Genomic DNA, 22,998 nt, shown 5'->3' on the forward strand with positions numbered 1-22,998 from the left:
TTGTTCCTTTTTCCTACATAGTTTTATGTCATTTGAGGAAAATTATATCTTAAAACTTCATGAATATGCTATGAATTACCGGTAATTCAGGTTATAATAAATCTGGAAATCGGATCAGAAATACTGGAGGGGATAATTATGCTAAAATATTGCAGCGGAGATATTTTTACTTCTGATGCGGATATCATCTGTCATCAGGTAAACTGTCAGGGTGTCTTTGGACGTGGGATGGCCGGACAGATTAAGAAGATGTTTCCGGAGGTGGAAAAGACCTATAAGATCATAACAAAACAGTGGCAGGAGCAGTCCGGTGGGAAGACGTCGGAATTATTGGGGCGTGTTTCTGCCCAACCGGTGCAAAAAGACGGCCGATGGTTTTTGATTGCAAATCTGTATGGACAGGATGATTATGGAAAAAATGGCGTCTATACCGATTATAAGGCCCTGGAACAGGCCGTTCAGGAGATCCGTGATTTTGTTGATGTGCGGAATAAGCAGGAACAGGTAGCTTTTCCATATGATATCGGATGCGGCAGGGCCGGAGGGGATTGGGAAACCGTAAAGGCGATCATAGAGAGAGTTTTTGAAGGCTACGAAGGAGAAGTTCAGATTTGGAAGGATGATGCCGGGAAGTAAGGCATGAATTGGAAATTGGACGATTGATCCGTATCATGATACAGCACAATTTATCCGGGAGGAATGAATATGGCAAAAGTAAGCACTTTAAGCCGCAGCATCAATGCGTTTTATGTGGAATGGAGCGCTCTCAATCATTATTTATCATCCTATGAATGCGAGCGGAATGGAGTTTCCTATATCGGCTTTGCGGACCCGCGCGTCCAAAAGCTGTGGAAGAGTCTGTCTACCCAGGAGCGGCGGGAGATTATGAAGCGTTTAGGTGCGAAAAATGAAACAGAATTGCAGAATTATTTTACCTGATTCTGCAGAGGATTCGGAAAGAGTGGAGAATACATGTCTGAAAGAAAGTTTGTAGTTATTGATGGCTCTTCCATGCTGTCAACCTGTTATTATGCGGTTTTGCCCAGAGAAATCATGTTTGCAAAGACAGAGGAGGAAAAACAGAAGCACTATGATAAAATCCTTCATGCAAAAGACGGTACCTACACCAATGCCATATTCGGTATGCTTAAAATGGTGGTTTCTCTGATGAAGAAGCAGCAGCCGGATCACATTGCCTTTGTGTTTGATAAAACCAGAGATACCTTCCGAAGAGAATTGTATGCGGATTACAAAGGAACCCGCGGAGTAACGCCGGAGCCGCTTATCAGTCAGTTTATATTGATGGAAGAGATCCTTAAGGAGGCAGGGTTTCAAGTGCTCTTAAGTGAACAGTATGAAGCTGATGACTATGCCGGAAGTCTGGTTATGAGGTTTCGGAAAGAGATTCCCATGATTCTGCTGACAAAGGACCATGACTATCTCCAGCTGGTAAACGATGAATACAATGTCCGGGCCTGGATGATTCAGACCCGGCAGGAAAAAGCGGACGAACTCTATAAGAAGTATTACTCTTTTTACGGTTTTAAAAAGGAGGACATCAATCTTCCGGAAAAGGTATTTGAATATACTTCGGATACAGTGCTGTATGAGGAAGGCGTCAGGCCGGAGCAGATTGCAGATTTAAAGGGAATTCAGGGCGATCCTTCGGATAATATACCCGGAGTAAAGGGCGTGAGCAGTGCGGCGCCTCCTCTTCTTCGGGAATATGGTACAGTGGAAGAGATATACCGTTCCATTCACGAAGCAGAAGCCGATAAGAAGGCCTTAAAGGAGCTGCAGGATTTCTGGAAAAACGAGTTGGGGATCAGCCGTTCGCCCTATAAGGCATTGACAAAAACCAGTGAAGAGGAATTGTGCGGAGAAAAAGCAGCCATGCTTTCTAAGAATCTGGCGACTATGAAAACCGATATCCCCATTGATATGAAACTGGATGATTTTTCAGCAGAAACCTATAAAGAAGAAAAGGTAAGGGAATGGCTGAATAAACTGGATATAAAGGAAGCCTCCATTTTTGGCTCTGGAAAATAGCAGGAGTATTTATGAAAAGTATTTTTTCCTGGTGTTTGGGGACACTCATACAGAGTGTCCCTGACTTTTGATAAAGGAGAAACAGATTATGAGTAAGTCTTACGAAACACTATCAGCTTTACTGGAAAAGACCATGGCGCTTCATACATCCCTCATTCTTTTTGAATGGGACAATGAAACTCTTGCGCCGGAAGATGCCGGTTCTTATACTTCAAGGGTGATCGGCATTTTGTCAGAGGAATATTACAGTGCTATGACAGGAGATGAAATGGGAGAGGCCGTTGCCGCCTGTGAGAGGGATAAGAGTCTGTCAGCCGTGGAACAGGCCGTTGTCCGGGAAGCAAAGGAAGCAAGAGAAGAACTGGTGTGCATCCCGGCAAAGGAATACCGGGAAAACGCCCAGCTGATAGCTGAATCCGCCAGAATCTGGACTAAGGCAAGAAAGGATGGGGATTTTGATGAGTTTATTCCTACCCTTGAAAAAGTGGTCGATTTTAAGAAAAAGTTTGCTTCTTACCGCAGGAAAGAAGGGCAGAAGCTTTATGATATTATGCTGGATGAGAATGAAAAGAGTTTTAATACAGAACTTTTGGATGAGTTTTTCAACCAGCTTAAAGAAGAAATCGTACCGCTGTTAAGAGAAATCACGGACCGCGGAAAAGAAATTGATAATTCCTTCTTAAGAGGCGGTTACCCGGAAGAAAAGCAGAGGGAATTAGCAAGGTATTTAGCCGAATATATAGGCTTTGACTTCAAGAAAGGCGTGTTATCGGAAAGTGCCCATCCTTTTACCACCAATCTTCATAATCACGATGTCAGGATCACCACCAGCTATCGTGAGAGAATGGACGCCTCCATATTCTCGGTTATCCATGAGGCAGGCCATGGCGTCTATGAATTGGGTATTGCAGACGATATTACCCAGACACCGGTCGGACAGGGAGCATCTATGGGGATGCACGAGTCCCAGTCCCGTTTTTTTGAAAATATCATTGGCCGCAGCCCGGCTTTCTGGGTACCTCTCTATGAAAAACTGCAGGAGATATTTCCGGAAAAGCTTGGGGAGATTTCCAGAGAACAGTTTGTGGAGGCGGTCAATAAGGTAGAGCCCAGCCTGATAAGAACAGAGGCCGATGAACTCACCTACAGCCTTCATATTCTGATCCGCTATGAGATGGAGAAGCTGATTGTGGAGGAAGAAACGGACTTAAAGAAGCTTCCTGAAATCTGGGCGGATAAATACGAAGAATATTTGGGAGTACGTCCGGAAAACCCTGCGGAAGGTGTGCTTCAGGACATCCACTGGTCTCAGGGGCTATTCGGATATTTTCCATCCTATGCGCTGGGGAATGCTTTCGGAGCGCAGCTTTATTACCACATGAAGAAGGAAATGGATATCGAAGATCTTCTTAAAAACGGAAAAATTGAAGTGATAAGAGAGTTTTTACGGGAAAATGTCCACAAATTCGGAAAGCTGAAAACCAGCCGCCAGATATTAAAGGATGTTACCGGCGAGGACTTTACTCCGGATTATTTCATCCAATATCTGACGGAAAAGTACCGCAAGCTTTATGAACTGTCATAAAGTGCAGACGGAACATCCCCTGAAATATGGAAAATAATTGACAGAGAAGTCCGTCAGGGCTAAAATCAAAAAAGGTATCTGTTTCAGAACAAATGTATCAGAAAAGAGGATGAATATGGAGAATATCAGAAAAAGCGCACTGGAACTGATTGGCAATACCCCGCTGGTGGAGTTGCGCAAATACGGGAAGAAGCATCAGGTATCTGCTGCGATTATCGCAAAGCTGGAATATTTTAATCCGGCGGGAAGTGTAAAAGACAGGGCGGCACTTTATATGATTCAGGATGCTGAAAAAGACGGCACTTTAAAGCCTGGCGCCACCATAATAGAGCCGACCTCAGGGAATACCGGTATCGGCATTGCCAGCATTGCAGCCATGAAGGGATATCGTGCGATCCTTACCATGCCGGAGACCATGAGCGTGGAAAGACGGAATCTTTTAAAAGCATATGGAGCAGAGATCGTGCTGACGGAAGGAACCAAAGGCATGAAAGGTGCCATTGCAAAGGCAGAAGAACTCCAAAAAGAAATTTCCGGTTCCATTATTTTAGGCCAGTTTGATAATCCTTCTAATTCCCAGGCCCACCGTGAAACGACCGGGCCGGAAATCTGGAGAGACACAGATGGCAATATTGATGTTTTCATAGCCGGTATCGGAACCGGCGGAACCATTACCGGAGCAGGAGAATATTTAAAGGAGAAAAATCCTGATATAAAAGTGATAGCAGTGGAACCGGCAGGTTCTCCGATTCTTTCCGGAGGAAAGCCCGGACCTCATGGGATCCAGGGTATCGGAGCCGGGTTTGTTCCTTCTATTCTTAATACGGATATTTACGATGAGATAATTGCAGTAGAAAATGGGGCTGCCTATGAAACTGGAAAGGAAATTGCCCAGGAAGAGGGAATTTTGGTAGGAATCTCGTCGTCTGCCGCTGTCTGGGCAGCTAAGGAAGTTGCAAAGAGAGCGGAATATGCAGGAAAAAGGATTGTCGTACTGCTTCCTGATACAGGGGACCGGTATTTATCCACTCCACTGTTTTCTTAATGATATCATCACCCGTATGCAAAAGCCAGAGGTGCAGAAAAAAGCGGCACTCTGGCTTTTTTATACGTGTACATGATTATTCCCCTCTCCTGAATAGTGATCGTTGATTTCGGCTCCTAAAAAGAGGATGCAGATACAGGTATACAGCCAGAGCATTAACAGCACAATGGCTGTAAGGCTCCCATACATTACCGAAAAATTGCTGAAATTAGTGAAATAAATGGAAAAAGCAAAGGAAAAGCCAATCCAGCCCAATGTTGAAAAAACGGCACCTGGCAGCTGCTTTAGAAATTGCTGCTTCTTTTCCGGCACATAGGTATAGAGGACAGCAAAGCAAAACGTCAATATGAAAATGAGCATGGTGCGAAATGTTAGAACATGCTGGGTGATCCCGGCCAGAACCGGAAAATTATGGTTTAAAAAGCTTTGAATGGAACTGCCCAGGACCAGCAATACCAGCGTCAGTATGCAGATAACCATAAACACGATGGTGTAGCCGGCACATATAATGCGTGTCATAAAATAATTACGCTTTTTCTCCTGGCCGTATACCCGGTTTAACCCCCGCTCAATGCTCAGCATACCGCGGGATGCAGACCAGACTGCGGCGGCTGCGCTTATGGAAAGAACGGCTGCCGGTGTATTGTTATAGAGGTCGTCAATGACCGTTACGATGATGCTGTTTATCTCCAAGGTACTGGGGATTACTGTGGTCATAAGCTGAAGCAGGTTGGCTTTTGTAATGGCCGGTACGAACTGGATTAAGGCAAGTAAAACCATGATAAACGGGAAGGCCGCAATAATGATGAAAAATGTGGCCTGTGCTGCATATACGGTCATTTCATCCCTGGTATATTTGCTGTATATTTGCCTGCAGCGCAATAGCAATCGAATCATAATATCCCCTTTTCCTTCTTCTTATCATTAGCATATTATCATGGGACAGAAAAAATATCAAGGGATTCCCCATATGATTGCGTCAGGAATGAACCAATGGATAGAATTGACAAATCTTTATATAAAACTTAAAATAAATGAAATGAATTTTAATGAATATATCAAAAGATCATTTTAATGCACGGTGAGGAAAGGAATTGAAAAGCATGGAGTATATTCCTGCAAAGACCATAGTGACGAAAACAAAGGGGTCCGGGTGGTTCGGCATTGATTATAATATGAATATTTATAAAGGATGCTGCCATGGCTGTATTTACTGCGACAGCCGGTCCGACTGCTACCGTATTGATCATTTTGATACGGTACGTGCAAAGGAGGATGCTCTGCGGGTTATCCGGGACGATTTAAGGCGTAAGGTGAAAACCGGCGTTGTAGGAACCGGTGCCATGAGTGATCCCTATAACCCTTTTGAAAAGGAACTGGAACTTACAAGACATGCGTTGGAGCTTATTGATGCATTTGGATTTGGGGCGGCAGTGGCTACAAAAAGTACTCTTCTTAAACGGGATGTGGATGTCCTGAAAGGAATCATGGAGCATTCTCCGGTTCTGTGCAAAGTGACCGTGACTACAACGGATGACAATCTTGCAAAAAAAATTGAACCATCTGTATCACGGCCGTCGGAACGGCTTGAATTGATAGAGACTCTGAGCAGAAACGGAATTTTTACCGGTATTTTGTTAATGCCGGTTCTTCCTTTTCTGGAGGATCATGAAAATAATATTCTTTCTATTGTAAAAGCTGCGCATGAGACAGGGGCCAGATTCATTTACCCGGCTTTTGGCATGACTCTTCGGAATAATCAGCGGGAATGGTATTTTGACCGGCTCCGGGAGCTGTTTCCGGAACAGGATCTGGTGTCAGAGTACATCAGACGGTATGGAAACAGCTATGAATGTACAAGCCCGGCGGCGAGGAAGCTGTGGCAGGTTTTTTCCGGAGAATGCCAGCGTTACGGCATACTTTACCGAATGAATGACATCATCCATGCGTACAAAAAGTGTTATGAGGTAACGCAGTTAAGCTTTTTTGATTAGACGGAAGATAATGTTGCCTGAAACAGGCAACAAGTTCTTCCTCCGGCAGCATGATCTGCTTTCTTAAAGGCGGCCCTTATTTTGTAATTTATACTTGTAATAATATACCAAAATGGTATAATATTACAATATATTATTCTAAAATAATATTTATTATTCTAAAGCGGAGGAATTTTAGGATGAAAAAACTCCTGAAGTATCTGAAAAACTATAAACTGGAAAGCGTTTTAGGCCCGTTGTTCAAGCTTTTAGAAGCCAGCTTTGAACTTTTGGTTCCCCTTGTTATGGCTCAGGTCATTGACGTGGGGATCAGGTCCCAAAACGCTCCCTATATTCTTAAAATGGGCGGCTGTCTGGTATTGCTTGGCATCATAGGCCTGGTTTGCTCCATAACTGCCCAGTATTTTGCGGCAAAAGCAGCAACAGGCTTCGGTACTTCTCTTAGAAATGATTTGTTTGCCCATATCAACAGGCTCTCTTACCGGGAAATCGATGTCTTTGGAACGGCAACGCTGATAACCCGTATGACCAGCGATGCCAATCAGGTTCAGTCAGGCGTTAATTTATTTTTACGCCTGTTTCTTCGTTCCCCGTTTATCGTTTTTGGAGCCATGATAATGGCATTTACCATTAACGTCAGGGCAGCAATGGTATTTGTTGTGGCCATCCCTATTCTTTCCGCAGTGGTATTCGGTATTATGCTGATCAGCATGCCTTTCTATAAAAAGGTACAGAAACAGTTGGATAAAGTCCTTTTAGCTGCCAGGGAAAATCTGGGAGGTGTCCGCGTCATCCGGGCCTTTAACCGCCAGGAGGATGAGATACGCCGGTTTGATGAGGAGAATGGCCGTCTGGTGAGGTTTCAGGTATTCGTAGGTAAGATCTCTGCGTTGATGAATCCTCTTACTTACGTTATTATTAACCTGGGTATTATTGTTCTGATCCGGACAGGAGCCGGACAAGTGCAAAACGGGATGATCACCCAGGGAGAAGTGGTTGCTCTTGTAAATTACATGTCCCAGATTTTAGTGGAACTGGTAAAGCTGGCAAACTTGATTATAACCATTTCAAAGGCGCTTGCTTGTGCCAACCGGATTAAATTCGTGTTTGAGCAGGAGCCTGGAATTGTGGAAACTGCCCGTACGGCTGTAAAAGAAGAGGCCGGGGCGCCAAAAGTGGAATTTGACCATATGTATTTTACCTATGAAGGAGCCAAGGCTGCTGCTTTAAGCGATATCTCCTTTCGAGCTATGAAAGGAGAGACCGTCGGCATTATCGGAGGCACCGGTTCCGGCAAATCCACACTTGTAAATCTGATTCCCCGGTTTTACGATGTGACAGATGGCGGACTAAGGGTAGGAGGCAGTGATGTAAGAGAATATCCGCTGGGGCAGCTTAGAGAAATGGTCGGCATGGTCCCGCAAAAGGCAGTGCTTTTTAAAGGAACCCTTCGTGAAAATATGCAGTGGGGCAAAAAAAATGCCACGGACGAGGAAATTTACCGGGCTCTTGACATTGCCCAGGCAGGGGATTTTGTACAGGAGAAAGGAGAAGGCCTGGAATTCATGATTCAGGCCGGAGGTAAGAATCTCTCAGGAGGACAGCGCCAGAGGCTTACCATTGCAAGGGCTTTGGTAAAAAGCCCGCAGATTCTTATAATGGATGACAGTGCTTCTGCTCTGGATTTCGCAACGGATGCCAGGCTGCGGAAGGCAATTAAGGAAGGCACCAGAGACATGACCGTATTTATCGTGTCACAGAGAGCCTCCACGATTAAAAATGCAGACCTGATTGTGGTACTTGATGATGGACAGATGGCAGGCTGCGGGACCCACAAAGAGCTTTTGACCTCCTGTGAGGTTTATCGGGAGATCTGCCTGTCGCAGTTGTCAGAAAAGGAGGCGCAGTAGTATGGACGTAAAAAAGCATAGATCCACCATGAAACGGATTCTTACCTGCATCGGCCGGTATAAATGGGGAGTTTGGGCTTCTTTGGCATGTGCCTTTATTACGGTGTTGCTGACTTTATACGTTCCGATCCTCATAGGCCGGGCCATTGACTGCATCCTGGGAGCAGGAGAGGTCGATTTTAGCAGAATGTGGGGGATTTTGATACAAATCGGGGTCATCATTGCCTTTACATCGGCTGCACAATGGCTCATGAGCCATATCAACAACCTGATAACTTACCGGGTGGTGAAGGATATCAGAACTCAGGCATTTAACAAGCTGGAGATACTTCCGCTTAAATACATTGATTCCCATGCCCATGGGGATATCATCAGCAGGATCATCGCGGATATTGACCAGTTTTCCGACGGACTTTTAATGGGATTCACCCAGCTTTTTACCGGAGTGCTTACCATATTGGGGACCTTACTTTTTATGTTTTTTATCAATCCGGCCATAGCTATTGTGGTAGTACTGGTGACACCCGTATCCTTATTTGTGGCCAGTTTCATTGCAAGAAGAACCTACCGTATGTTTCAGATGCAGTCTCAGGCAAGGGGAGAACTGACTTCCCTTGTGGAAGAGATGCTGGGAAACCAGAAGGTGGTGCAGGCCTTTGGCCACGAAGCGGATGCTTTGGAAAAATTTGAAAACATCAATGAAGATCTCCGCGTCTGGGGCTTAAGAGCTACGTTTTTTTCATCCATAACCAATCCGGCCACACGTTTTGTAAACAGCCTGGTTTATGCAAGTGTTGGAATTGCGGGAGCGTTTGCTGCTATGAAGGGACTTTTATCCGTAGGCCAGCTTTCCAGTTTCTTAAGTTATGCCAATCAATATACAAAACCATTTAATGAAATATCAGGAGTCATCACAGAGCTTCAGAATGCACTGGCCTCTGCAGCCCGGGTATTTGAACTGATCGATGAAGAGCCGCAGATCCCGGATGATCCAGACGCCAGGGTGCTGGAGCATGCAAAAGGAGAGGTGCTTCTGGACCACGTGGACTTTTCCTATAATCCGGAAGTGCCGTTGATTGAAGATATGAATCTTAAGGTAGAACCGGGCCGGCGTATTGCCATAGTAGGCCCTACCGGCTGCGGTAAGAGTACGGTAATCAATCTGCTGATGCGTTTTTATGATGTGAATTCCGGTTCGATCCGGGTTGACGGGACGGATGTACGCCATATTACCAGACAGAGCTTGAGAACCGGCTACGGTATGGTGTTACAGGAAACCTGGCTGAAGTCAGGAACCATCCGGGAAAACATTGCTTACGGAAAGCCTGATGCTGCTGAGGAAGAGATTATACTGGCAGCAAAGGAAGCCCATGCCCACAGTTTCATTAAGCGCATGCCGGAGGGATATGATACGGTCATATCAGAAGACGGGGGAAATCTGTCCCAGGGCCAGAAGCAGCTTCTGTGCATTGCCAGAGTCATGCTTTGCCTGCCTCCTATGCTGATTCTTGACGAAGCGACTTCATCCATTGATACCAGAACTGAGATACGGATACAGAAGGCTTTTGCCAAGATGATGGAGGGACGTACCAGCTTTATCGTAGCACACCGGCTTTCCACAATTAAGGAGGCAGATGTGATCCTGGTAATGCGGGATGGCCATATAATCGAGCAGGGAACCCATGAAAGCCTTCTTTCAAAGAATGGATTTTATGCGCAGCTGTATAATAGTCAGTTTGCAGTTTAAATGCAGATTAAAAAGTTTACTATATGGCACCAGAGTAATATGCACAAATTTTTTTTCTGGTGCTTTTTCTTTTTCATTCTTATGAAAAGCTTTATGGGGCCCGATATTCAAAAGAGAAGAACTTTACAAAAGGCGGTAGAAATATGTTTGAAATTGCTATTTGTGATGATAGCGCTGAGGATCGGATACAATTAATTGAGCAGATTTGGAAAAATATTGAAGATCATGATAAAATCAGGATACATGAATATGAGTCCGGCGCGTGTTTGCTGACAGCGTTGAAAAAAATCAGATTTTCCATTATTTTTCTGGATGTTCAGATGAAGGGTATGGATGGAGAAGAGACAGCACTCAAGTTACGCGAGTTTGATAACAATGTAATTCTGGTGTTTTATACCGGATTTGCAGAACCATCTCCACGCAGCTTTGAAGTCCAGCCATACCGGTATATCATGAAAAACATGCCGGATCAGGTGATGGGCAGGTACATACAGGATTCCCTGAATAAAATGATTGAGTTTGGTCAGGCACCTCTTCTTACGGCTAACATGAATAGAGAAAAGCTGTTTCTAAAGGCTGATGATATTGTCTATATTGAGAAATATAAGAAAAGCACAAGAGTTTATATTTCAGAAAATGTTATGTGCATTTATGGAGTAGAGAATGATGATAAAGGAGAAACTCCGGTTATACGAATTCCGGACAAACTGGAGAATATATATGAAAAATTAAAATGTTATGGTTTTGGCTATCCTCATGACAGCTATATCATAAACTTCAAATACCTTATTTATTGTACCAGTAAAATTTTAAAATTAAAAGATGTAGGTAACACATTTCAAATTGCACGAAGCAAGGCAACGGAATTTAATAAATTAAAAGAAGAATTTATGTTATCCAAATACAGGAAAGGCGATTATGATGGGAAATGAGTTATTTACAGTGAGCCGTCTGTTTTTTTGCGGGATTGATGTTTATATGCTTTATCGCTTTTTTAAAGCTATATTTCAGGAAAAGTGGAAAGGGAAAAAGCGTGTTTTATCCAGTCTGATCATAACACTTATAATATTTTTTGAAAATAGTATTGGAAGCATGCCGCTGAATTTCGTGACTGTGCCATTAGTCTTTTATATATATGTAATACTTTCATTCAATATTTCTTTCAGTAACGGAATAGCATATACTATTATTTATTTTGCTATATTTGCTGGTGGCAAGGAAGTGTCATTTGAACTCTTATATCGTTTACTTTCGGGTATTTTACCCTTTTACATACCGCCATGGTTTACTTCCGGAGGGATATATTTTCTGTTGATCGAGTATCTGGCAGGCTTCTTATTTCTTTTATATATAGAAAAGTTTATTAAAAAGTTAAAAATCAGTAATAATAACAATTTTTCCTGGTATTTGCTTATCGTTCCTGCCGTATCCTTAATGATTTCAAGCAGTTTTTTATATATAGATTTTCCGGATTCCATTATCATGCAAATATTTATGTGTGGCGGTGCTTTCCTGCTTTTTTTCGCGAATGCCGCTATCTTTGTTATTTTGGAAAGATATACGGAAGTAATGAATAAAGTAAAGTACGCAGAGCTTTATACAGTGAAACGGGATATGGAAAATGAGCATTTTCAAAATATATTAAAGATCAATGAACGCTATCAATGTTATATCCATGACATCAATGCTTATTTTAACAGCTTCCGGGTATTGGCGTTAAATGATGAAAATAAAAAAATAGTTGAAATCATAGATGAACTCAGTGGAAAAATCCAGAGGGAAACAAGTAATGTTATATATAGCGGAAACCCTGTACTAAATGCGATCCTGACGGAGCGCGTATCAAAAGCCAAGGAAAAGGGGATTAAATTATCGCTCTTTATTGAAAAATTTTTAAAGATTGACTTTATATCTGATGCGGATATGATTTCTATGCTTGGTAATATTTTGGATAATGCTCTTGAAGCGGCAGCAAAATGCAGCCCGGAGGAGCGGAGGGTGGATGTAAAGCTGTTTATGGGAAACAACTATTTTTTGATATTCCATATAGAAAACAGTTATGCTGTTGCAGTTAAGAAAGAAGGCTCACGTCTGCTTTCAACAAAAGCAGATTCCCGGCATCATGGTTTGGGTATTGGAATTGTAATGACCCTTGCGGAGAAATATGGCGGGACTTTAAATTTGGAAGAGAAGGATGATATGTTTGTTACAACACTCACCATTTCTACTTGTTCCGGAGCGGAAAATGCAAATTTTGGAACTCAACGTGTATAATTTTGGCACTTGGGTTGAAATTTGTCTTACTTGGGTTTATGATAAAAAGAAAAAAGGAGTGGTTTTGTTATGAAAAAGTGGGTAGATGTTTTAAAGGAAAAGGTTTCTATTGTAAATGTGATGAACTTATGTGCACTGGCAGTTGCAGTTTATACTATTAACGTTGCCTGCTTGTGGGCACATCATCAGCCGGAGGTGCCGGAAGAAGCAAAAGCTCTTAGGAAATTTTAATGATTCAGCGGCTTTCGGAAAACATAGTCAGCTGGCAGATTAAAAAAAATATTCTGACCGGCGAACAGCGCGCATTATACCAATATGCTTATGAGGTCATGATAAATCAGATTGTAAATATATTGATCGCTCTCTTAATAGCGGTTATAATGCGTGCCCCTATGCAAGTTTTAATATTCCTTGCCAGCTATATCCCTTTGAGGTCCTATTGCGGCGGATATCATGCAAGGACGAATGGTGGCTGCACGGTCGTGTCCGCTTTTCTGATTTATGCGGTATGTCTGTTAGAAAAAATAATAACAGGAGATTTCGTCCTTATTTTTCTGCCTGTTTGTCTTATAATATCAGGGGGATTGATTTTTTGGCTTGCCCCGGTTCCTGATAAGAATAAACCATTAGATGAGGAAGAAACGATTCGGTATCGCATAAAAAGCAGACGAATCTGGCTGATAGAGTCCGTAATAGGGATGTTTCTTTGGTGTATCAGAGCAAGGGCTGGGGTTGTTATTGCCATCAGCCATATCCTATTGTCTCTTATGTTAATATATGGAATGTTGAAAAATCATAGGGAATGAGAATTGATAGTTATAATAATTGTACTTGAAACAAGGCTGCAGAAGATATTCTGGCAGCCTTGTTTTTTAAAAAAAATAATAAGATTTTAATGAAGGGATGCAAATTTTGGAACCTAACGTGTATAATTTTGGCACTTGTGTTGAAATTATCTTTAAAATATGTAGAATGTATCTATAAGCAATAGATTGAATGCGTGAAAGGAAGGCTCAAAGTGCGGACGAAAAGACAGAATGAAAGTTATTATCAATACAGAGCAAGCTGTTGTATTCGTAGAGATGACGGATCGGAAGAAGTGAAAAATTATGAACTGGATACAGATATCATGTATGGTGACCTGCATTTTTGGAATAAATTTTATTATATGAGACAAAGCCAAAATATGTTGTATGCCTTAGCGGCGCGTGACACTGGGGTTGTGAAATGTAAGATTTTAAAGGAAGAATTGATTCTTATACCGAGGTTTACATATAAATCAGATAAAATGCATCGGAGATGTGGAATAGGGATTAGAAAATTACTGCTGATTATAGAAATGGTCTTACTAATTTTCCTCAATATGACCAGGCCTACCATGGCTGCAGAAAAAGAATGTGGTTTTATGCAAATAATGGAGAGTTGATCGCAGTTGGATCATCATTATTTTGGCATGACTGATGTAGTGTGACCATTAACATGCTGACAATTTATCCAATTGAAGATAGATTATTAATGGCTATGCTTAACTGTCCGTTCCAGAAGCGGATGGATTGGATCAATTGTTTGTCTCAATTTAGGAAAAGCATAGTGATATACGGTAAGGAGAAAAAAATTAAGTACGGTTCTTGATGCAGCATGTACCAAGAATCTCAATTATGGGAAATATGTGGGAAATATATTGGAAATAAAAGAATGCTGAGTCCAAATATCACTGCCGGGTGGAGAGGATAAGGCTTTCCATAATCCAGTATGGTTCCCATTTTCTTCTGTTTTTTCTTCCCAGACGGGCTGGCTGGTATGGTATGCAGGATAAAGGGGACAGAATCCGGTTGTTGTTTAAGAAAGGTTTTGAAAATTAGGAATTCAGCGAAAAGAATTGATAGGGGGAGAAAATGAGTTTTATCGATATTATGTTGGGAGGCGCGCTGATTATTGAGAGCGTGCTTTTAATTATAATCATTTGTTTTTATAAAAAGGTAAAAGAAAGGTTACGGATAGAGAAAATTAAGAGGGCTGAAGATAAGAAGTATATTGACATATTTATTGAACACTTGGAGAAACGAGCCGAAACTTATGAAATACTCCTGGAATTTAAGCGTATTTTAGAAGAAACGTTAAAAGATGACCAGAAAGGAAAACCGGTCAATGCAGGGCCTGTATCCGCTGTTTAAAATTCCCCCCTGCTGCAGCGGACCGAAAATTGCCGCTGTAGCGGGGGGCTTTTTGTTTCTTAATTAGGACTGCAGCCGGTTGATCATAGTAAGTATTAATAATAAATCGCTTTCCGGAAGCGTTTTAAGCTTATCCATCGCATCTCTGATCAATGGCGGATTAGGATTGTCATTATCAAAGAAATCTTTCGGTGTCACATCAAGGTATTCACAGATTGCCAGGAATTCAGCCATGGAAGGAAGACTTCGGCCACTGGAAATGCTCTGTACATAACTTCTGCTGTGCCCCAGTTCGATGCTCATTTTATGTTCAGCGACTCCTTTTTTTATGCGTAATTCTGTGATTCTTTTATTTATATAGTCTTGCTCCATTGTTTTCACCTCACCTACTATATTGTATGATAAGAAAATAGGTATAATACACGATTAAAATATGTAAAATTATGATATTGCATAATCTGAATACGGATAGTATAATAAAAAACAGTTAATATTATGCATTTGCTGAGTAGAGGAAAGGAGTATGCATACATATAAAAATAACCGGAAAAGAAAAAGAGCTCCTTCTTTATTTGGCTGAAGTCACCACAACATCATTTCCATAAAGGAGAAACTTTTACGTTCAGTTTATATGCACATCAATCAGAATGCAATAGTAAAATAAAAGGATTTACAATATTTTTAAGTATTTTAAAAGCAAATTACATGAGAAAGGGATGTCAAAGCCTTTTTGTGTAACAAGTAATTGTTGGACCTGGAATAAAAGGCGCAATGCGCATAGTACAAAAGAGTATTGAAAACCAAAGTACGGGAGAGAAACAGTATGAAGAAAAAGATTGGGATCAAAAGCATCGGAATTAAGATGCTGCTTGGAATTTTGCCTGTGGTAGTACTGGCATTGGCATTTCTGACAAGGCTCAGCGAAACTACCGGCCGGGATTTAATTGAGGAACAGAGCAATTCCAATATGCAGTCAGAACTCAAAGCAAACGTTAACAGCATCAATGATTACTTAAATGTGGTGGAGACGACGGCAATGAATATTGCGTACATGGTTGGATCTTCCTATCAGACAACAGAGATCGATACCTATGGAGCTGCCATAAAGAACATTATATCGGACAATGATTTGATCCTGGGAAGCGGAATCTGGTTTGAGCCCAATGTATATGACAGCCAGGAGAAATATATGGGGCCCTACTGGTACAAAGAAGACGGTAAGATAGAATTAACGTATGACTACAGCGAAGCCAGCTATGACTACTTTAATCAGGATTATTATAAGATGGCAGCCAGCGGGACCGGGGAAGCGGTTATTACGGACCCTTATTACGATTCAACCCTTGATACCATGATGGCATCCTGTACAGCCCCTATTTACGACGGTAACAATAAATTTATCGGAGCCGTGACCGTGGATATGCAGCTAAGTGATATCGATACCCTGATACAGTCCATAAAGGTCGGCAAGAATGGAACAGCCATGCTGACCAACGGGAAAGGTGTGTATCTCTGCGAAACGGATAAAGATAAGGTTACCAATGCGGTAAATATCACACAGGACGAAAACGGATCCCTGGCAGCGGCAGCCGCAGTTATGGTATCCAGCGATAAAGGAAAGGTTTCCTACGAAGAAGGAGAGGAGACCTATAACCTGTATTATGATACGGTTCCTGGGGTTGGCTGGATTATTATGATCAAGATGCCCCAGTCAGAGTTGGAGGAGCCGATTGTGGCGCTCAATGCACAGCTGGTGAAGCTGAGTGCAATTGCATTGATTTGCTGCATTGCTGCTGTTTTGCTCCAGGTAGGCAGCATTACATCAGGTTTAAAACGGGTGAAAAAGTTTGCCGGTTCCCTGGCGGACGGAGATTTTACCATTCAGCCGCTTAAATCCAGACGTAAAGATGAGCTGGGCCAGATGAGCAGTTCCTTAAACAATATGTTTAAAAGCAATAAACAGGTAATTGAACGGATATCCGGGCATGCAGGAGGAATTAATGACGCAAGTGTACGCCTGAATACGGTATCCAGTGATCTGCTTCAGCAGTTTCACGAAATCAAGACCTATATGGCGGATGTGGATAAGGCCATGATGTCCTCCAGTGCCGCTACCGAAGAGGTAAATGCTTCCATGGCTGAGGTGAATACATCGGTAGGCGTTCTGGCCGAGGAGACAGGAAAGAGCAGCAGAATGGCGGGCGAGATCATGGAACGCGCCAAAGTAATTGAAAAGAACAGCCGCGAAGCTTATGAAAATGCCATTGGAATATCCCGGGAACGGGAACAGGATCTGCAGATGGCAGTGGAGAATGCAAAGGTAGTGGAAAAAATCGGGGACATGGCCAGGATCATTTCCAACACAGCCTCCCAGATCAATCTGTTATCCTTAAATGCCTCCATTGAAGCTGTCAGAGCAGGGGAGCAGGGAAAAGGGTTCGCGGTTGTAGCCAGGGAAATCGGCAAGCTTGCAAAGGATACTTCTGAGACAGTAAAAGAAATTGAAGGAACCATAGATGAAGTCCAGAAGGCTTTTGGCATGATGATGAGCGGATCGGAATCCATGCTGAATTTCTTGAAGGACACGGTCACACCCGATTACAACAATTTTGCAGATGTAGGGCAGCAGTATGGCCGTGATGCGGTTTCCATTGAAGAAATATCCAATGAGGTGGCAGAGATGGCAGGAAATATCAGCCAGGTTATGCAGGAGGTTCGGGATGCGATTCAGAATGTCTCCGAATCCGTGCAGACTACGGCAGGTAACAGCAGCATGGTACTGACTACCGTAGAAAAGGCTTATGTTGTGGTACAGGATATGTCGAAAATGTCTGAAAGGCAGGAGCATATTGCAGAAGAGCTCAATACGGTTGTTTCCGGTTTTAAATTAAAATAAGTCCGGGGCCTCCAGCCGGTACCCGACCTTCCGGACGACTGCAATATGGACACTGGATTCTAATCGCAGCAGCTTTTTGCGCAGAAAAGAAATATATGCTTCAACATTATTTTCATTAATACCGCATTCGTGTCCCCAGATTTTTAAAAGAAGGGTTTCTTTTGAAAGATACCGGCTGTTATTGGCCATGAGAATCTGCATCAGATCCAGCTCTTTTGCACTTAATGAGACCGCATTGGATTTGCAGCGCAATTCGCACATGGAAGGGGTCAGCTTTAAATCCGCAAAATTCAGGGAAACAGAGACGGTCTTGCCCTGCCTGCGCAGGATTGCACGAAGGCAGGCAAGCAGCTCTGAATTTTCAAAGGGCTTGGTCAGGTAATAGTCTGCTCCTGCGTCAGGAATCTGTACGTGTTCTGATAATTCTGACCTTGCTCTCAGCATAAGGACCGGAGTTTCAACATGTTGTATCCGAAGCCTGGAAAGGACTTTATATCCGTCCAGTCCCGGAAGCATGATATCCAGGATAATGGCATCATAAATACCGCTCACAGCGAACTGTAATCCTTCTTTCCCATCCATGGATACATCTGCATTGTATCCGGCATAAGTAATGATATCGGCCAGAATCATGGCGAGTCTTGCTTCATCCTCAATTATTAATATCCGCATGGTATCAATCCTTTATTTTAAAAGTAACGGAGAGAAATCCGGGTTTCCTCTGATGCGTTTGAGTATATCGCACATTTCTTAAAAAAAACTGAAAAATTATAGGAAGATTTGATGTAAGTTTTTATGGCTGCAGTGCTGCGGAACGATGGAAATATGGAGATGGAAAAGATTGAAAAAGTAAAGAGAATATAGTATAATCATAATCATATCCATATGGCTGAGAGAGGAGGCAGAGGGAACTGCCTTGAGCGCATAGTACCTGGCAGATTATGAGAATATGTCCACATTGTGGGAATCAGATTCCTGATGAAAACAACAACATATATTGTCCTTATTGCAATCACATAGCGGACGAAGAAGTACTGCTTCGCATGAGAATTGAGAAAAAATTACATAAGCCGGAAGAGGAGCCGGGAAAACCGGTTAAGATTATAAAAGATAAAGAGCAGCCGGCAAAGCTTAAGAGCCGGCATAAGGACGGTGACGATGAAACACTGGGGGTATCGGATGACAGGAATCCTTATCTATCCGTGATTACAAGCGTTGCTGTTATTCTGGCTGCAATTGCAGCAGCCTATTTCCTTATAAAATAATGCCTGCCAAAAATAATCCTTGACATTTTGGGTTTCTGTTATTACAATGGTAGCTAATGTTACAATGAAAAACGTGAAATGCAATGAAGGTGTCAGTAGATCCTTATTTTCTTCCAGAGAGAAGGGGCCACCGGCTGTAAGCCCTTTTAAGTTCAATTAAGAGATCGAATTTCCCACCGAAGCAGCGTGATTGAAACCGGTGATACAGCTATGGCTGTCAGCCTGGCGTGTAAATCATGACGTCCATACACGTTACGTATGCCGAGTGCCTGTGTGATACACAGGAATTAGGGTGGTACCGCGAATATAGCTTCGTCCCTTTTTGGGGCGGGGCTTTTTTAATACATTAAAAATGCGTTTTACCCTGAAAGCGGTTTAACAACATTTAAATATGAAAAGAAGGAGAGCATGATGAAAGACCAATTAGAGAAAATCAAACAAGAAGCATTAAAGCAGATTGAAGCTTCGGATGCGTTGGAAAAACTGAATGACATCAAAGTTGCTTATCTTGGAAAAAAAGGGGAGCTGACCAGTGTATTAAAGAGTATGAAGGACGTTGCTCCTGAAGACAGGCCAAAGGTCGGCCAGATGGTTAACGATGCCCGTACCCTGATTGAGGGGAAATTAGAGGAAGCTATGGCTTCCCTGATGAGAAAAGCCAGAGAAGAGCAGATGAAGAAAGAAGTGATCGATGTAACACTTCCGGCCAGACGAAATAAGGTGGGGCACACCCATCCCAATACAATTGCCTTAGAAGAGGTCGAGAGGATCTTCATAGGCATGGGATATGAAGTCATCGAGGGACCGGAGGTGGAATACGATTCCTATAACTTTGAGAAGCTGAATATTCCGAAAAACCATCCGGCAAGAGACGAACAGGATACCTTCTATATCAGCGATAACATCGTTTTAAGAAGCCAGACGTCCCCGGTCCAGGTCCGCACCATGGAACAGGGAAAGCTGCCCATCCGAATGCTGGCTCCGGGCCGCGTATTCCGTTCCGATGAGGTGGATGCGACCCATTCTCCTTCTTTCCACCAGTTTGAGGGCCTGGTCATTGACAAGAACATTACATTTGCCGATTTAAAGGGAACCATGGCTGAGTTTGCAAGAGAGCTGTTCGGCGCGGAAACAAAAGTAAAATTCCGTCCCCACCATTTCCCGTTTACAGAGCCAAGCGCTGAGATGGATGTTACCTGCTTTAAATGCGGCGGAAAAGGCTGCCGTTTCTGTAAAGGATCGGGCTGGATTGAAATTCTCGGCTGCGGCATGGTCCATCCCAATGTACTCACCATGAGCGGAATTGATCCCAATGAATATTCCGGTTTTGCATTTGGCGTTGGATTAGAGCGGATCGCTTTGCTAAAATATGAGATTGATGATATGAGATTACTATATGAGAACGACATCAGATTTTTAAAGCAGTTCTAGGACAGAAAGGGAGAGAAATCAATGAATACACCATTATCATGGATTAAAGCATATGTTCCGGATTTAGATGTGACACCGCAGGAATACACCGATGCCATGACTCTTACCGGAACAAAGGTAGAAGGTTATGAATGCCTGGATAAAAACCTGGAGAAAATCGTGGTCGGACACATCTTAACCATTGAGCGCCATCCGGATGCGGATAAATTGATCGTTTGCCAGGTCGATGTAGGAACAGAAACGGTTCAGATCGTTACCGGTGCGTCCAATGTAAAGGCCGGAGATAAGGTTCCGGTGGTATTGGACGGAGGAAAGGTGGCAGGAGGCCATGACGGCGGCCCGCTTCCGGAAGAGGGAATCAGGATTAAGAAGGGGAAGCTGAGAGGAGTCGAATCCTGCGGTATGATGTGTTCCATAGAAGAACTTGGCTGTTCCGCTGAAATGTACCCGGATGCTCCGGAGAGCGGAATTTACATTCTGCCTGCAGATGCAAAAACAGGCTCTGATGCCATTGAAATTCTGGGCCTTCATGATTCCGTATTTGAATATGAAATCACATCAAACCGTGTGGACTGCTACAGTGTGATCGGGATTGCAAGAGAAGCAGCGGCAACCTTTCAAAAGCCCTTTATACCACCGGTCGTAACAGCTACAGGCAACAGTGAGGATATTCATGATTATTTAAAAGTAACCGTAGAGAACAGCCGTCTCTGCCCCCGCTATTGTGCGAGGATGGTAAAAAACATTAAGCTTGCTCCCTCACCGGTCTGGATGCAGAGACGCCTTGCTGCTTGCGGGATACGTCCTATTAATAACATCGTGGATATCACGAATTATATAATGGAAGAGTATGGCCAGCCTATGCATGCGTTTGATTATGACCTGCTTGCGGATCATGAAATCATCGTAAAATGCGCTAAGGACGGTGACACATTCCAGACTCTGGACGGACAGAAGAGAAAGCTTGACAGCACGGTCCTGATGATCAACGATGGAGATAAGGCAGTGGGGATTGCCGGCATTATGGGCGGAGAGAATTCCAAAATCACCGATGACGTAAAGACCATGGTGTTTGAGTGTGCCTGCTTTGACGGAACCAACATCCGTCTCTCATCAAAGAAGGCAGGGTTAAGGACCGATGCTTCCGGTAAATATGAAAAGGGACTTGATCCCAACAATGCCGAAGAGGCTGTAAACCGTGCCTGCCAGCTGATCGAAGAACTGGGAGCCGGAGAAGTGGTCGGCGGTATGATTGATATTTATCCGGAGAAAAGGGACGGAAAAAGAATCCCGTTTGAGCCGGAAAAGATGAATCGCCTTCTGGGAACGGATATAGCTCCGGAAACCATGCTTGGGTATTTTAAAAGGCTGGATCTGGGATACGATGAGGCAGCCGGTGAAATCCTCATTCCGACTTTCCGCCAGGATTTAAACTGTATGGCCGATATGGCAGAGGAAGCTGCCCGGTTCTTTGGCTATGATAAGATTCCGGTATCCCTGCCGACCGGCGAGGCGACAACCGGAAAGCTGTCTTATAAATTAAGAGTGGAGGAACTGGCAAGAGAAGTTGCGGAATTCTGCGGTTTTTCCCAGGGAATGACGTATTCCTTTGAAAGCCCCAAGGTATTTGACAGGCTTCTCCTTCCAAAGGACAGTCCGCTCCGTGTGACCGTAAATATTATGAATCCCCTTGGAGAGGATTTCAGCATTATGAGGACCTCACCGCTCCATGGAATGCTTTACTCATTATCCACCAACTATAACCGCCGCAATAAAAACGTCCGTCTTTATGAACTGGCCAACATCTATCTTCCCAAGGCGCTTCCGCTTACAGAGCTTCCGGACGAAAGAATGCAGTTTACCCTGGGGATGTACGGGGATGGCGATTTCTTTGACATGAAGGGCGTTATGGAAGAATTTTTCGATCAGGCGGGAATGCACAAAAAGCCTCATTACGATCCAAAAGGCGGGAAAACCTTCCTTCATCCGGGAAGACAGGCGGATATTGTGTATGACGGCGTGACCATCGGCTATTTGGGCGAGGTACACCCGGATGTGGCTGATAATTATAAAATCGGGGATCGTGCCTATGTAGCTGTGATCGATATGCCATCTTTGATCCCGTTTACAAGCTTTGACCGCAAATATACCGGAATTGCCAAGTATCCGGCTGTTACCAGAGACATCAGCATGGTGGTTCCGAAGGATATACTGGTTGGACAGATCGAAGAAGTCATTGAGCAGCGTGGAGGAAAGATGCTGGAAAGTTATCAGCTTTTCGATATCTATGAGGGGGCGCAGGTTTTAGCCGGCTGCAAGTCGGTGGCATATTCCATTACCTTCCGTGCGGGCGATCATACTCTGGAGGATCAGGAAGTTCTTGCTGTGATGAAGAAGATCCTGAATGGATTACAGGGACTGGGAATTGAGCTCAGGGCTTAAAATATAGTTTTTTGGTAATAAGGAAGATGTCAGGATTTGCAGGGAATGCATCCTGACATCTTTTTCATCTCCGCCTGCATGGTTTTGGTAAATTCCGTCAATCCTTACGATAGGAATGAGTGAAAAGACAGGGAGGCAAAATCATGTTTGGCGGACTGGATATCATAGAGGTAACAGGAAGAATCG

21 protein-coding genes and 1 other annotated feature are annotated in these 22,998 nt (G+C 43.3%); of the genes, 18 read left to right on the forward strand and 3 right to left on the reverse strand.

The genetic code is table 11. The features are described from left to right. Nucleotides 1-138 precede the first annotated feature (138 nt). The 5 genes from BQ9856_RS08445 (at nucleotide 139) to cysK (ending at nucleotide 4,679) form a co-directional block, all read left to right on the forward strand. The gene (locus BQ9856_RS08445; RefSeq protein ID WP_077610628.1) at nucleotides 139-636 is read left to right on the forward strand and encodes a macro domain-containing protein; all 498 of its coding nucleotides are present in this window, start codon (nucleotides 139-141) and stop codon (nucleotides 634-636) included. A 69-nt stretch (nucleotides 637-705) separates the two neighbouring features. After that, the gene (locus BQ9856_RS08450) at nucleotides 706-939 is read left to right on the forward strand and encodes a hypothetical protein (protein ID WP_077610629.1); all 234 of its coding nucleotides are present in this window, start codon (nucleotides 706-708) and stop codon (nucleotides 937-939) included. A gap of 33 nt (nucleotides 940-972) precedes the next feature. Continuing rightward, nucleotides 973-2,049: a 5'-3' exonuclease gene (locus tag BQ9856_RS08455; protein WP_077610630.1), complete on the forward strand. Its 1,077-nt coding sequence runs from the start codon at nucleotides 973-975 to the stop codon at nucleotides 2,047-2,049. A gap of 88 nt (nucleotides 2,050-2,137) precedes the next feature. Further along, complete coding sequence (locus BQ9856_RS08460) at nucleotides 2,138-3,634, forward strand: carboxypeptidase M32 (protein ID WP_077610631.1); 1,497 nt, start codon at nucleotides 2,138-2,140, stop codon at nucleotides 3,632-3,634. A gap of 115 nt (nucleotides 3,635-3,749) precedes the next feature. Then, nucleotides 3,750-4,679, forward strand: a complete 930-nt coding sequence (cysK, locus tag BQ9856_RS08465; protein WP_077613307.1) for a cysteine synthase A — start codon at nucleotides 3,750-3,752, stop codon at nucleotides 4,677-4,679. 60 nt (nucleotides 4,680-4,739) lie between these two features. Here the strand turns inward: cysK and BQ9856_RS08470 are convergent, their stop codons facing one another. Further along, entirely contained in the window at nucleotides 4,740-5,576 is an 837-nt protein-coding gene (locus tag BQ9856_RS08470; protein WP_077610632.1) for a YihY/virulence factor BrkB family protein, read from the reverse strand. A gap of 206 nt (nucleotides 5,577-5,782) precedes the next feature. Here BQ9856_RS08470 and BQ9856_RS08475 point away from each other — a divergent pair, with 206 nt between their 5' ends. The 9 genes from BQ9856_RS08475 (at nucleotide 5,783) to BQ9856_RS08515 (ending at nucleotide 14,778) form a co-directional block, all read left to right on the forward strand. Continuing rightward, nucleotides 5,783-6,673 carry an SPL family radical SAM protein gene (locus BQ9856_RS08475; RefSeq protein ID WP_077610633.1) on the forward strand — a complete coding sequence of 297 codons (891 nt, stop codon included), beginning with the start codon at nucleotides 5,783-5,785 and terminating at the stop codon, nucleotides 6,671-6,673. Nucleotides 6,674-6,852: 179 nt separating this feature from the next. Then, complete coding sequence (locus tag BQ9856_RS08480) at nucleotides 6,853-8,583, forward strand: ABC transporter ATP-binding protein (RefSeq protein ID WP_077610634.1); 1,731 nt, start codon at nucleotides 6,853-6,855, stop codon at nucleotides 8,581-8,583. 1 nt (nucleotide 8,584) lies between these two features. Next, nucleotides 8,585-10,330, forward strand: a complete 1,746-nt coding sequence (locus tag BQ9856_RS08485; protein ID WP_077610635.1) for an ABC transporter ATP-binding protein — start codon at nucleotides 8,585-8,587, stop codon at nucleotides 10,328-10,330. Between the two features lie 143 nt (nucleotides 10,331-10,473). Then, nucleotides 10,474-11,262: a LytR/AlgR family response regulator transcription factor gene (locus BQ9856_RS08490; protein ID WP_077610636.1), complete on the forward strand. Its 789-nt coding sequence runs from the start codon at nucleotides 10,474-10,476 to the stop codon at nucleotides 11,260-11,262. Continuing rightward, nucleotides 11,249-12,604, forward strand: a complete 1,356-nt coding sequence (locus tag BQ9856_RS08495) for a sensor histidine kinase (RefSeq protein ID WP_077610637.1) — start codon at nucleotides 11,249-11,251, stop codon at nucleotides 12,602-12,604. The genes BQ9856_RS08490 and BQ9856_RS08495 overlap by 14 nt, the downstream gene beginning before the upstream one ends. 69 nt (nucleotides 12,605-12,673) lie before the next feature. Continuing rightward, the gene (locus BQ9856_RS08500) at nucleotides 12,674-12,835 is read left to right on the forward strand and encodes a cyclic lactone autoinducer peptide (protein ID WP_077610638.1); all 162 of its coding nucleotides are present in this window, start codon (nucleotides 12,674-12,676) and stop codon (nucleotides 12,833-12,835) included. Beyond that, nucleotides 12,835-13,410, forward strand: coding sequence for an accessory gene regulator B family protein (locus BQ9856_RS25705; protein ID WP_077610639.1), 576 nt, complete (start codon nucleotides 12,835-12,837; stop codon nucleotides 13,408-13,410). Before BQ9856_RS08500 ends, BQ9856_RS25705 begins: the two co-directional genes overlap by 1 nt. Nucleotides 13,411-13,622: 212 nt before the next feature. After that, nucleotides 13,623-14,030 (forward strand): hypothetical protein, encoded by a 408-nt coding sequence (locus BQ9856_RS08510; RefSeq protein ID WP_077610640.1) that lies wholly within the window; start codon nucleotides 13,623-13,625, stop codon nucleotides 14,028-14,030. Between the two features lie 469 nt (nucleotides 14,031-14,499). Further along, the gene (locus BQ9856_RS08515) at nucleotides 14,500-14,778 is read left to right on the forward strand and encodes a hypothetical protein (protein WP_077610641.1); all 279 of its coding nucleotides are present in this window, start codon (nucleotides 14,500-14,502) and stop codon (nucleotides 14,776-14,778) included. Between the two features lie 63 nt (nucleotides 14,779-14,841). Here the strand turns inward: BQ9856_RS08515 and BQ9856_RS08520 are convergent, their stop codons facing one another. Continuing rightward, nucleotides 14,842-15,150, reverse strand: coding sequence for a helix-turn-helix domain-containing protein (locus BQ9856_RS08520; protein ID WP_077610642.1), 309 nt, complete (start codon nucleotides 15,148-15,150; stop codon nucleotides 14,842-14,844). A 451-nt stretch (nucleotides 15,151-15,601) separates the two neighbouring features. On the opposite strand from BQ9856_RS08520, the gene BQ9856_RS08525 reads away from it, so the two are divergent. After that, nucleotides 15,602-17,674, forward strand: a complete 2,073-nt coding sequence (locus BQ9856_RS08525; protein WP_077610643.1) for a methyl-accepting chemotaxis protein — start codon at nucleotides 15,602-15,604, stop codon at nucleotides 17,672-17,674. Here the strand turns inward: BQ9856_RS08525 and BQ9856_RS08530 are convergent. Further along, nucleotides 17,666-18,346, reverse strand: a complete 681-nt coding sequence (locus BQ9856_RS08530; protein ID WP_077610644.1) for a response regulator transcription factor — start codon at nucleotides 18,344-18,346, stop codon at nucleotides 17,666-17,668. The genes BQ9856_RS08525 and BQ9856_RS08530 overlap by 9 nt on opposite strands. Before the next feature lie 269 nt (nucleotides 18,347-18,615). Between BQ9856_RS08530 and BQ9856_RS08535 the strand changes: the two genes are divergently transcribed. The 3 genes from BQ9856_RS08535 (at nucleotide 18,616) to pheT (ending at nucleotide 22,812) form a co-directional block, all read left to right on the forward strand. Further along, entirely contained in the window at nucleotides 18,616-18,939 is a 324-nt protein-coding gene (locus BQ9856_RS08535) for an FYDLN acid domain-containing protein (RefSeq protein ID WP_077610645.1), read from the forward strand. Between the two features lie 74 nt (nucleotides 18,940-19,013). Further along, nucleotides 19,014-19,262: a binding site (T-box leader), on the forward strand. An 88-nt stretch (nucleotides 19,263-19,350) separates the two neighbouring features. Beyond that, entirely contained in the window at nucleotides 19,351-20,370 is a 1,020-nt protein-coding gene (pheS, locus tag BQ9856_RS08540; RefSeq protein WP_077610646.1) for a phenylalanine--tRNA ligase subunit alpha, read from the forward strand. Nucleotides 20,371-20,391: 21 nt separating this feature from the next. Further along, on the forward strand, nucleotides 20,392-22,812 hold the full coding sequence (pheT, locus tag BQ9856_RS08545; protein ID WP_077610647.1) for a phenylalanine--tRNA ligase subunit beta: 2,421 nt from the start codon (nucleotides 20,392-20,394) through the stop codon (nucleotides 22,810-22,812). Nucleotides 22,813-22,998: the final 186 nt, after the last annotated feature.

Source organism: Clostridium sp. Marseille-P2415, assembly GCF_900155545.1.
Lineage (GTDB): Bacteria > Bacillota > Clostridia > Lachnospirales > Lachnospiraceae > Lacrimispora.

Coding starts and splice junctions, on each gene's coding strand:
- BQ9856_RS08445 (WP_077610628.1), top strand. CDS start 139: ATGCTAAAATATTGCAGCGGAGATATTTTTACTTCTGATGCGGATATC.
- BQ9856_RS08450 (WP_077610629.1), top strand. CDS start 706: ATGGCAAAAGTAAGCACTTTAAGCCGCAGCATCAATGCGTTTTATGTG.
- BQ9856_RS08455 (WP_077610630.1), top strand. CDS start 973: ATGTCTGAAAGAAAGTTTGTAGTTATTGATGGCTCTTCCATGCTGTCA.
- BQ9856_RS08460 (WP_077610631.1), top strand. CDS start 2,138: ATGAGTAAGTCTTACGAAACACTATCAGCTTTACTGGAAAAGACCATG.
- cysK (WP_077613307.1), top strand. CDS start 3,750: ATGGAGAATATCAGAAAAAGCGCACTGGAACTGATTGGCAATACCCCG.
- BQ9856_RS08470 (WP_077610632.1), bottom strand. CDS start 5,576: ATGATTCGATTGCTATTGCGCTGCAGGCAAATATACAGCAAATATACC.
- BQ9856_RS08475 (WP_077610633.1), top strand. CDS start 5,783: ATGGAGTATATTCCTGCAAAGACCATAGTGACGAAAACAAAGGGGTCC.
- BQ9856_RS08480 (WP_077610634.1), top strand. CDS start 6,853: ATGAAAAAACTCCTGAAGTATCTGAAAAACTATAAACTGGAAAGCGTT.
- BQ9856_RS08485 (WP_077610635.1), top strand. CDS start 8,585: ATGGACGTAAAAAAGCATAGATCCACCATGAAACGGATTCTTACCTGC.
- BQ9856_RS08490 (WP_077610636.1), top strand. CDS start 10,474: ATGTTTGAAATTGCTATTTGTGATGATAGCGCTGAGGATCGGATACAA.
- BQ9856_RS08495 (WP_077610637.1), top strand. CDS start 11,249: ATGATGGGAAATGAGTTATTTACAGTGAGCCGTCTGTTTTTTTGCGGG.
- BQ9856_RS08500 (WP_077610638.1), top strand. CDS start 12,674: ATGAAAAAGTGGGTAGATGTTTTAAAGGAAAAGGTTTCTATTGTAAAT.
- BQ9856_RS25705 (WP_077610639.1), top strand. CDS start 12,835: ATGATTCAGCGGCTTTCGGAAAACATAGTCAGCTGGCAGATTAAAAAA.
- BQ9856_RS08515 (WP_077610641.1), top strand. CDS start 14,500: ATGAGTTTTATCGATATTATGTTGGGAGGCGCGCTGATTATTGAGAGC.
- BQ9856_RS08520 (WP_077610642.1), bottom strand. CDS start 15,150: ATGGAGCAAGACTATATAAATAAAAGAATCACAGAATTACGCATAAAA.
- BQ9856_RS08525 (WP_077610643.1), top strand. CDS start 15,602: ATGAAGAAAAAGATTGGGATCAAAAGCATCGGAATTAAGATGCTGCTT.
- BQ9856_RS08530 (WP_077610644.1), bottom strand. CDS start 18,346: ATGCGGATATTAATAATTGAGGATGAAGCAAGACTCGCCATGATTCTG.
- BQ9856_RS08535 (WP_077610645.1), top strand. CDS start 18,616: ATGAGAATATGTCCACATTGTGGGAATCAGATTCCTGATGAAAACAAC.
- pheS (WP_077610646.1), top strand. CDS start 19,351: ATGAAAGACCAATTAGAGAAAATCAAACAAGAAGCATTAAAGCAGATT.
- pheT (WP_077610647.1), top strand. CDS start 20,392: ATGAATACACCATTATCATGGATTAAAGCATATGTTCCGGATTTAGAT.